This is a genomic window from Pseudomonas sp. NBRC 111139 (assembly GCF_001753955.1).
In the GTDB taxonomy this organism is placed as follows: Bacteria; Pseudomonadota; Gammaproteobacteria; order Pseudomonadales; family Pseudomonadaceae; genus Aquipseudomonas; species Aquipseudomonas alloputida.
Map to the genome: position 1 here is coordinate 193068 of NZ_BCBP01000014.1, position 10091 is coordinate 203158.

General features: G+C 61.6%; 9 protein-coding genes. 3 read left to right on the forward strand and 6 right to left on the reverse strand.

Going from position 1 to position 10091, the window contains the following annotated elements:
* Positions 1-13: 13 nt before the first annotated feature.
* Entirely contained in the window at positions 14-1429 is a 1416-nt protein-coding gene (locus tag BJQ17_RS00955) for an acetyl-CoA carboxylase biotin carboxylase subunit (RefSeq protein WP_070095376.1), read from the forward strand.
* Between the two features lie 11 nt (positions 1430-1440).
* A complete protein-coding gene (gene oadA / locus BJQ17_RS00960; RefSeq protein WP_003253282.1) occupies positions 1441-3249 on the forward strand; it encodes a sodium-extruding oxaloacetate decarboxylase subunit alpha in 1809 nt (602 codons plus the stop codon).
* Between the two features lie 161 nt (positions 3250-3410).
* Here the strand turns inward: oadA and BJQ17_RS00965 are convergent, their stop codons facing one another.
* Genes BJQ17_RS00965 through BJQ17_RS00975 form a run of 3 tightly spaced genes read right to left on the reverse strand, consistent with a single transcriptional unit; the run spans position 3411 to position 5177 of the window.
* On the reverse strand, positions 3411-4082 hold the full coding sequence (locus tag BJQ17_RS00965) for a GNAT family N-acetyltransferase (RefSeq protein ID WP_070095377.1): 672 nt from the start codon (positions 4080-4082) through the stop codon (positions 3411-3413).
* A gap of 7 nt (positions 4083-4089) precedes the next feature.
* The gene (locus tag BJQ17_RS00970) at positions 4090-4536 is read right to left on the reverse strand and encodes a GNAT family N-acetyltransferase (RefSeq protein WP_012054127.1); all 447 of its coding nucleotides are present in this window, start codon (positions 4534-4536) and stop codon (positions 4090-4092) included.
* Positions 4537-4547: 11 nt separating this feature from the next.
* Positions 4548-5177, reverse strand: a complete 630-nt coding sequence (locus BJQ17_RS00975) for an FMN-binding negative transcriptional regulator (protein WP_070095378.1) — start codon at positions 5175-5177, stop codon at positions 4548-4550.
* An 89-nt stretch (positions 5178-5266) separates the two neighbouring features.
* Here BJQ17_RS00975 and BJQ17_RS00980 point away from each other — a divergent pair, with 89 nt between their 5' ends.
* Positions 5267-6796: a PLP-dependent aminotransferase family protein gene (locus BJQ17_RS00980; RefSeq protein WP_070095379.1), complete on the forward strand. Its 1530-nt coding sequence runs from the start codon at positions 5267-5269 to the stop codon at positions 6794-6796.
* Between the two features lie 31 nt (positions 6797-6827).
* On the opposite strand, the gene BJQ17_RS00985 is transcribed toward BJQ17_RS00980, so the two are convergent.
* The 3 genes from BJQ17_RS00985 to BJQ17_RS00995 form a co-directional block, all read right to left on the reverse strand.
* Positions 6828-7931 (reverse strand): polyamine ABC transporter substrate-binding protein, encoded by a 1104-nt coding sequence (locus BJQ17_RS00985; RefSeq protein ID WP_003253292.1) that lies wholly within the window; start codon positions 7929-7931, stop codon positions 6828-6830.
* Positions 7931-8974, reverse strand: a complete 1044-nt coding sequence (locus BJQ17_RS00990) for a histone deacetylase family protein (RefSeq protein WP_070095380.1) — start codon at positions 8972-8974, stop codon at positions 7931-7933. Before BJQ17_RS00990 ends, BJQ17_RS00985 begins: the two co-directional genes overlap by 1 nt.
* Positions 8975-9270: 296 nt before the next feature.
* Positions 9271-10091, reverse strand: an 821-nt coding sequence (locus BJQ17_RS00995; RefSeq protein WP_139139741.1) for an AraC family transcriptional regulator, incomplete at its 5' end; no start/stop codon positions are given.

Sequence of the window (10091 nt, forward strand, 5' to 3'; positions counted from 1 at the left end):
TGGGAAGACTCCAGTGATAAAAAAAATCCTGATCGCCAACCGAGGTGAAATCGCAGTTCGGATCGTGCGTGCTTGCGCCGAGATGGGCATTCGCTCGGTAGCGATCTTTTCCGACGCCGACCGGCATGCCTTGCACGTCAAGCGCGCTGACGAAGCACACAGCATCGGTGCCGAGCCGCTGGCCGGTTACCTGAACCCGCGCAAGCTGGTGAACCTGGCTGTGGAAACCGGCTGTGATGCCCTGCACCCGGGCTATGGTTTCCTTTCGGAAAACGCTGAACTGGCAGAAATTTGCGCCGAGCGCGGGATCAAATTCATTGGCCCGGCCGCCGAAGTGATTCGCCGTATGGGCGACAAGACCGAAGCGCGCCGCACCATGATCGCCGCCGGTGTGCCGGTAACCCCGGGCACCGAAGGCAACGTTGCCGATATTCATGAAGCCCTGAGCGAAGGTGATCGCATCGGTTATCCGGTGATGCTCAAGGCTACCTCCGGTGGTGGCGGCCGTGGTATTCGCCGTTGCAATAGCCGCGAAGAACTGGAACAGAACTTCCCGCGGGTCATTTCCGAGGCGACCAAGGCATTCGGTTCGGCCGAAGTGTTCCTGGAGAAATGCATCGTCAACCCGAAGCACATCGAGGCGCAAATTCTCGGTGACAGCTTCGGGAACGTAGTGCACCTGTTCGAGCGCGACTGCTCTATCCAGCGTCGTAACCAGAAGCTCATCGAAATTGCCCCGAGCCCACAGCTTACTCCTGAGCAGCGCGCCTACATCGGCGACCTGGCGGTGCGTGCGGCCAAAGCGGTGAATTACGAGAACGCCGGTACCGTGGAGTTCCTGCTCGCAGATGGCGAAGTGTACTTCATGGAAATGAACACCCGGGTGCAGGTGGAACACACCATTACCGAGGAAATCACCGGTATCGACATCGTGCGTGAGCAGATCCGCATCGCCTCGGGGCTGCCACTGTCGGTCAAGCAGGAAGACATTCAGCACCGCGGCTACGCCTTGCAGTTCCGTATCAATGCTGAAGATCCGAAAAACAACTTCCTGCCCAGCTTCGGCAAGATCACCCGTTACTACGCCCCCGGCGGCCCGGGCGTGCGCACCGACACGGCGATCTACACCGGCTATACCATTCCACCGTTCTACGACTCCATGTGCCTGAAACTGGTGGTGTGGGCGTTGACCTGGGAAGAAGCCATGGACCGCGGCCTGCGGGCCCTGGACGACATGCGCGTGCAAGGGGTGAAGACCACCGCCGCGTACTACCAGGAAATCCTGCGCAATCCGGAATTCCGTAGCGGCCAGTTCAATACCAGCTTTGTCGAAAGCCACCCTGAATTGACCAACTACTCGATCAAGCGCAAACCCGAAGAGCTGGCCTTGGCCATCGCCGCCGCCATCGCCGCCCACGCAGGCCTGTGAGGAACCCTATAATGTCCAAGAAAATTCACGTAACCGACACGATCCTGCGCGACGCTCACCAGTCCCTGCTGGCTACCCGCATGCGTACCGAAGACATGCTGCCGATCTGCGACAAGCTCGACAAGGTTGGCTACTGGTCGCTGGAAGTCTGGGGTGGTGCCACCTTCGACGCCTGCGTGCGCTTCCTCAAGGAAGACCCGTGGGAGCGCCTGCGCAAGCTGCGCGCAGCGCTGCCAAACACCCGCTTGCAAATGCTGCTGCGCGGCCAGAACCTGTTGGGCTACCGCCACTACAGCGACGACGTGGTCAAGGCCTTCGTCGCCAAGGCGGCGGTCAACGGCATCGATGTGTTCCGCATTTTCGACGCCATGAACGACGTGCGTAACCTGCGCGTGGCCATCGAAGCGGTCAAGGCCGCCGGCAAGCACGCCCAGGGCACTATCGCTTACACCACCAGCCCGGTACACACCATCGAAGCCTTCGTGAACCAGGCCAAGCAGATGGAAGCCATGGGTTGCGACTCGGTGGCGATCAAGGACATGGCTGGCCTGTTGACCCCGTTCGCCACTGGCGAGCTGGTCAAGGCGCTGAAGGCTGAACAGTCGCTGCCGGTGTTCATCCACTCTCACGATACCGCCGGCCTGGCTGCCATGTGCCAGCTCAAAGCTGTGGAAAATGGCGCGGACCACATCGATACCGCCATCTCCAGCTTCGCTTGGGGCACCAGCCATCCGGGTACCGAGTCGATGGTTGCTGCGCTCAAGGGCAGCGAGTTCGACACCGGCCTGGACCTGGAGCTTCTGCAGGAGATCGGCTTGTACTTCTACGCCGTGCGCAAGAAGTACCACCAGTTCGAAAGCGAGTTCACCGCGGTGGACACCCGGGTGCAGGTGAACCAGGTACCGGGCGGCATGATTTCCAACCTGGCCAACCAGCTCAAGGAGCAGGGCGCCCTCAACCGCATGAACGAAGTGCTGGCCGAAATCCCGCGTGTGCGTGAAGACCTCGGCTTCCCGCCGCTGGTCACCCCGACCTCGCAGATCGTCGGCACCCAGGCCTTCTTCAACGTGCTGGCGGGTGAGCGCTACAAGACCATTACCAATGAGGTGAAGCTGTACCTGCAAGGTGGCTATGGCAAGGCCCCGGGTGTGGTCAACGAGCAACTGCGTCGCCAGGCTATCGGCAGCGAAGAAGTGATCGATGTGCGCCCGGCTGACCTGCTGAAGCCGGAAATGGCCAAGTTGCGTAGCGACATCGGTGCCCTGGCCCGTTGCGAAGAAGACGTGCTGACCTTTGCCATGTTCCCGGACATTGGCCGCAAGTTCCTCGAAGAACGCGAAGCTGGCACCTTGACGCCTGAAGTTCTGCTGCCGATTCCGGAAGCCGGTGCCGTGGCTGCCCCAGGCGGTGAAGGCGTGCCGACCGAGTTCGTCATCGACGTACACGGCGAAACCTACCGCGTCGACATCACCGGTGTGGGCGTGAAGGCCGAAGGCAAGCGTCACTTCTATCTGTCGATCGACGGCATGCCGGAGGAAGTGGTCTTCGAGCCACTCAACGAGTTCGTCAGCGGTGGCGGCAGCAAGCGCAAGCAGGCTACTGACCCTGGCCACGTAAGCACCACCATGCCGGGGAACATCGTTGATGTGCTGGTCAAGGAAGGTGACATGGTCAAGGCCGGCCAGGCGGTCTTGATCACCGAAGCCATGAAGATGGAAACCGAAGTGCAGGCGGCCATCGCCGGTAAGGTCGTGGCCATCCATGTGGCCAAGGGTGATCGCGTGACGCCAGGTGAGATCCTGATCGAGATCGAGGGCTGATTTAAGCCCTCATCTACAACTGGTTAACCTCTGGGGGGCGGATGCTCCCCTTTTTTTGTGCCGGAATCACTAGCCTCTGCGCGGGTAGGCCCGAACCTCACAACGCGCATCCCTGTAGGGGCGGTTCACCCGCGAAGAGGCCAGCTGATTCAGCACACCGCTCAACCTCTGCGGCACACCTCAAGGCTTTCCACCTGGCCACCCGGCTGCTGGTTCTCTTCACTCAACCACCGCTCAAACCCGGCAGCCACCGCCGGCCATTCATCATCGGTAATCGAATACCACGCCGTATCGCGGTTATGGTCTTTCACCACCAAGTGCTTGCGGAACACCCCTTCGTAGACGAAGCCGAATCGCTCTGCCGCACGTTTGGAACGGGCATTGGCGTTATTGCATTTCCACTCCAGCCGTCGATTACCCAGCGCGAAGCCCAGCTTGCCCAGCAGGTACACCGCCTCGGTACCCTTGGGCGTACGCTGCATGGCGGCGCCGAAGGCAATGTGGCCGATCTCGATCCGGCCGTGGTCAGGCACGATCGACATCAGGCTGAGGATGCCTTGGGCCTGGCCGCTGGCGCGGTCGATGACGGTGTAGAAAAGCGGGTCGCGGCCAGCAGCGTTGCCTTCCAGCCAGCGGTCAAAGGCGGCACGTTCGGCGAACGGGCCGTACGGCAGGTAGTCCCACAGCACCGGATCGGAGGCCGGACCCTGCAGCACTTCCCAGAGGTCTTCGCCATGGTGCCCTGGATCGAGCTTCTCCAGGCGGATGAAGCGGCCTTCAATGGGCTCGGCCTTGGGGGTTGCGGCGGGTTTCCAGTTCAATGCGTCTGTCATGTTCGGCCTACAAGCCTTTGCGGAATTGGATGAAGCCCGAGCGCTCGGCAACCTGCTGGTACAGGCTGATGGCGGTGGCGTTGGTTTCGTGGGTCAGCCAGTGCACCTTGATGCAGTTGTCGGCTTTGGCAGTGGTGTAGACGTGCTCGATCAACTGTCGACCAATGCCCAGGCCACGTTGCGTGCTGTCCACATATAGGTCCTGCAGGTAGCAGGAATTCTCGATGCTCCAGTTGGAGCGATGGTAGATGAAGTTGACCATCCCCACCGCCTTGCCGTCGACCCAGGCCAGTGTCGAATGGGTTGGCTCGCTGGGGTCGAGCAGGCGTTGCCAGGTGCTCAGGCTGACGGCATCGGCCAGCTCGGTCTCGTAGAAGTGCAAGTAGGCCTGCCACAGGGCGTGCCAGGCCGCGTGATCTTGGGCAGTGACAGGGCGCAGGGTAAGGTTGGGCATGGGCTATTCCTTCAGAGTTGGCGCATGTGCGCCGCGAGTTGATTGTCCCGTTGATCGGGGCTGGCGCTCAGGCCCTCGCGCACGCCATCGATGTCGTGCCCGGAGCGGTTCTGACTGAGCTTGCGCGCACCTTGCAGGCGCGCGATGGGCAGACGGATACCGACGATGGCGCGGAGCATGCCCTCGATGTAGTCGGCAGGGGCATCGGTGACTTTCCAGGGTTCGCTGCGACCCTGTTCATGGCGGTCGGTCAGGCGGCTTACGATAGCCAGTAGCGGCTCGGTCTCATGGATAACTTCGGCCGGGCCATAAGCGTGCACCGCCAGGTAGTTCCAGGTCGGCACCACCTTTGGGTTTTCGGCCTTGCTTGGGTAAAAACCGGGGCTGACATAGGCATCGGCGCCGGGGAATACCAACAGTGCTTCGCCGCCGTGTTGAAGGTCTTGCCATTGGCGGTTGGCCCGGGCCAGGTGGGCATACACAGTGCCGAAATCGCCCTCGGCGGTATCGACCAGCACCGGTAGGTGCGTGGCCAGAAGGCCCTGTTCGCCCTGGCTGACCAGAACGGCCAGGCGGGTGTCTAGCATGTGCTGGTGTAAGCGGGTGAGGTCGTGTTCCTGGTGCGGCTTACTGTTGTACATGGCGGGATCCTTGTCGAATGGTTCCATCCTAGGCAGGCTATTGGTTCTGGGTAAGATCCATTAATGCCTGTTTTCATAGGTCCAATATCATGCGCGAGTCGCCCCTCATCTTGCCTTTCGACCCTGCCGGGATCGCCCTGGATCGCAGCCGCGGGCTCAGCCAGCAGCTGTATCAGGCGTTGCGAGCGCGGGTACTGGATGGGCGCCTGAGTAGTGGTACTCGCTTGCCGGCTACGCGCGACCTGGCTGCCATGTTGGCGCTTTCACGCAACAGCGTGGTGCGCGCCTACGATCAACTGTATGCCGAGGGCTTCATCGAAAGCCGGGTCGGTGATGGCACCTACGTTAGCCGGCTGCCAAAACTGTCCACACAAGTATCCACAGGGTTATCCATGGGCTTATCAACAGGGTTATCCACATTCCGTGAAGAAAATACTGAGGATTTATCCAGCGGGAGGCTTTTCAGCGCACCTCTGCAGCGTCTGAAAAACAACCATTTGCCACCGCCCAGAAGCGGTGCGCCGCGTGCTTTTCGCGTTGGCATTCCGGCGTTTGACCTGTTCCCGTTTGACGTCTGGGCCAAGCTACAGGCGGGTTTCTGGCGCAACCCGTCCCCTGCGCAACTGGGTTATGGTGACCCCGCTGGCGAGCCGGCTTTGCGCGAACTGATAGCGGCCTATCTACGCCGCTCGCGGGGGCTGAGCTGTACGGCTGAACAAATTGTGATCACAAGCGGCGCGCAGCAGGCCATCAGCCTTTGTGCACAGTTGCTGCTGCAACCGGGCGACGGTGTGGCTGTGGAAAACCCAGGCTATCGGGCGGCCGCTCATGCTTTTACGCTCGCGGGCGGTCGGGTGTGTGGCGTGCCTGTGGATGAAGACGGGCTGGACTGCAGCCGGCTGGAACAATTGACGGATTGCCGACTGACCTATGTCACGCCTGCGCACCAATACCCGACCGGGGTGACCATGAGCCTTGCACGTCGCCTGGCATTGCTGGCCTGGGCTGAACGCAGTGACGGCTGGATCATCGAGGACGACTACGACGGCGAGTATCGCTACAGCGGTGCACCGCTGGCCCCGCTGGCAGCGCTCGACCGGCACGGGCGGGTGCTGTATGTCGGTACCTTCGGCAAGATCGCCTTCCCGGCGTTACGCCTGGGCTACCTGGTGCTTCCGTCGAAGCTGGTGCAGGCTTTTAGCCAAGGCAAAGCGTTGGCGGTGCGGCATTCGGAGGTCAGCAGCCAGTGCGTGATGGCCGAGTTCATGGCCCGTGGCCATTTTCAGCGGCATATCCGCCGTATGCGCAAGGCGGCATTGAAGCGGCGCGATGTACTCAAGGCCGGTTGGCCTGTGGATATTCCGGGGTTGGGCGCAATGCCGGAAGTGGCGGCTGGGCTGCATGTGAAGGTCGATGTGGATAACTTTGCTCGGGAGCAGGAGTTGGTGGCCAAGGCTGAGGCGGTGGGGGTGGAAGTGACACCACTGAGCAATTTCTGGTTGGCGGACTGCGAGGTGCCTGTGGATAAGCGGGCAGGGCTGGTGCTGGGCTTTGCGGCAGTGCCGGAGGGCGAGATTGCCGAGGCCTTGATGAAACTACGCAAAGTCTGGAAAAAATGAGTGGGGCTGCAAAGCAGCCCCCGGTTCAACATCAGGTACCGGACTTTATCCGCGTCCAGGCGCGGGTTCTGGCCCGTTCGGCATCTCGCGTCAAAGGCTTGAGGGTATACAGCTTGGCCATCGCCTCTGCCGTCGGATACAGGTTGGGGTTGTTGCGAATCGTCGGATTCACCTTGTCGGTCGCATCCTTGTTCGGGTTCGGATACCCCACGAAGTCGCTGATCGGCGCAATCACCTCTGGCCGCAGCAGGTAATTGATGAACGTATGTGCATCCTCCGGGTTCGCAGCGCCCTTTGGAATCGCCAGCATGTCGAACCAGATCGGCGCGCCTTCCTTGGGCAGGCGCATGTCCACCACCACGCCGTTGTTTGCCTCACGGGCGCGGTTGGCTGCCTGCGAGAAGCTGCCGCTGTAGCCCACTGCCACACAGATGTCGCCATTGGCGATGTCTGCCATGTACTTCGAGGAGTGGAAGTAGGTGATATGCGGACGAATCTTCAGCATCAGCTCCTCGGCCTTCTTGTAGTCAGCCGGTTTGTCGCTGTTCGGCGGCAAGCCCAGGTACTGCAGGGCCAGCGGTAGAATCTCCGACGGCGAGTCGAGCAGGGCTACGCCGCACTGCTTGAGCTTGGCGATGTTCTCTTCCTTGAAGATCAGGTCCCAGCTGTCCACCGGCGCGTTGTCGCCGAGTGCAGCCTTGACCTTGGCCGGGTTGAAGCCGATCAGCACGGTGCCGTACATATACGGCACGGCAAACTTGTTGCCCGGGTCGTTAGCCTCGATCAGCTTCATCAGTGCCGGGTCCAGGTGTTGCCAGTTCGGCAGCTTGCTGCGATCCAGCGGCTGGAACACCCCGGCTTCGATCTGCTTGGCGAGGAACACGTTGGACGGTACTACCACGTCATAGCCGGAGTTGCCGGTTAGCAGCTTGGCTTCCAGCGCCTCATTGGTGTCGAAGATGTCGTACACCAGCTTCACGCCGCTGTCCTTCTGGAAGGCAGTCAAGGTCTGCGGGGTGATGTAATCGAACCAGTTATATACACGCAGGGTGCGCTGCTCGGCTTGCGCATGCAGGGCGCCCGCGAACAGGGTGGCAGCGATGAACGGGGCGAGCAGACGTTTGAGTCGGACCATTATCGGGCTCCTGGCTGGGCGCGCTGGAAGCCTTCCAGCACATTGACCGCGTTGATGCCGATTTCCTCCACAGCGTAGCCGCCTTCCATCACGAACAGGGTCGGCTTGCCGAGTTCGCCGATGCGCTTGCCCATTTCCAGGTAGTCCGGGCTGTCCAGCTTGAACTGCGAGATGGGGTCGTCCTTGAAGGTGTCCACACCCAGTGAGATGACCAGCACGTCGGCGTCATAGCTGGCGATGCGCTTGCAGGCATCCTCCAGGGCTGCGCTCCAGGCGGCCCAGTCGCTACCGGCCGGCAAGGGGTAGTTGATGTTGTAGCCCTGGCCTGCGCCTTCGCCTGTTTCATCGGCATAGCCGAGGAAGAACGGGAATTCGTCCTGCGGGTCGCCGTGGATCGAGGCGAAGAACACGTCATCGCGGCTGTAGAAGATGTCCTGGGTACCGTTGCCGTGGTGGTAGTCGACGTCAAGAATGGCGACCTTGCGTCGGCCTTGGTCGAGGAAGGCCTGGGCAGCGATGGCGGCGTTATTCAGATAGCAGTAGCCGCCCATCACTTCGCCGGCAGCGTGGTGCCCTGGCGGACGGCACAGGGCGAACGCCGCATGGGCGCCTTGCTGAATCGCTGCCTGGGCGGTCAGGGCAACTTGTGCAGCACTATAGGCCGCCTGCCAGGTACCCGCGGTGATGGGGGCGCCGGCATCGAAGCTGTAGTAACCCAGTTCGCCATGCAGGCCGGTCGGCTTGACCTGGCGCAGTGTGCGGGCTGGCCAGGTGAAGGGCAGCAGGTCACCCTCTTGGCCCAGTGCAGCCCAGCGCGCCCAGGCGCCTTCGAAGAAATCCAGGTAATCGGCGCTGTGGACGCGCAACAGCGGCGCACGGCCGAAGTCGGTCGGGCCCTGGATGTCGCCGAGGTTGCGGGTTTTCACTTGGTCGAGCACATGGTCGGCGCGCGAAGGCATTTCGAAACAGGGCATCAGCTTGCCATCGATCAGCTCGCAGCGGCCGTGGTGCAGGCGGTGGTCATCGGAATAGATCGTCAGCATTGTTGTTCTCCGGTGGGACTGGCGTGGGTCCATTGTCATGGGCTGATCAGCAGGGGAGAACGACGCAAACGGCCAAAAGGGGATCGATATGGCCAAGGTCTTTGGCCAGATGGGTGGTGACCTATCCCAGCCTCGTCGCGGGTAAGGCAGCGGCGGCAACGGTGAACGGCCTTTGGACATTGGCCGGCAGGCCCGGCCCTTTCGCGGGTGAACCCGCTCCTACAATGGCCACCAGGGCGTCAGGGGTTGTGACGCCCCTGTAGGAGCGGGTTTACCCGCGAAGAGGCCAGAACAGGTCAACCACGAAAATGGCTGGGCGCCACGCCACTCCAGCGCTGGAAGGCATGCCGAAAACTGGCTGTCTCACTGAACCCCAAAGTCTCCGCAATCCGGTAGATCGGCATCTGTTCATCGGCCAGTAACTGCTTGGCCCGCTCGAACCTCAGCTCGTCCAGCAGCTGTTGATAACTGCTGCCCAGCGCCTGCAAATGCCGGCGCAGGGTGCGAGAAGAGCAGTTCATCTGCCGTGCAAGCCCTTCCAGCCCGGGTGCTGCGTCCAGTTGCTGCGCCAGCAGCTGGCGAATCCGTCCCAGCCATGCCTGGCGACCGGTGAATTCAAGGTTCAGGCGCCGGCAGCGCTCGCTCATGGCTTTGTGAGTAATCGGGTCGGCCAGCGGCAGCGGCATATCCAGCCATCGCCGTTCGAAGGCAAAGGCATTGTCCTCGGCGGCGAAACCGATCGGGCATTGAAACGCTTCGGCATAGAGCGCGTGGTAACCAGGGCGAGGGTGTTCGAAGCGTGCGCCAAGCAGCGGCAACGGCCGGCCAAGCAGGTCGTCACAGATGACTTTCAGCGACACCAGGCAGAACTCGGCGTTGAAAGCGCTCAGCGCCGGGCTGTCCTGGTAATCGCTGGCGCTGAACCAGACACGTTGGCCGTCGTCGAGCAAGCGCAGCTTGAAGACTGTTCCCAGCAGTGCCGGATACTGCAGCGCCAGGCGTAAGGCGTCACCCAAAGTGGCACTGGAGAGCAGCGCGTAACCGAGCATGCCGTAGCACGACACACGCATGCGCTGGCCCAGTTCCAGGCCAATGTCCTCGCGCCGGGCCACAGCAT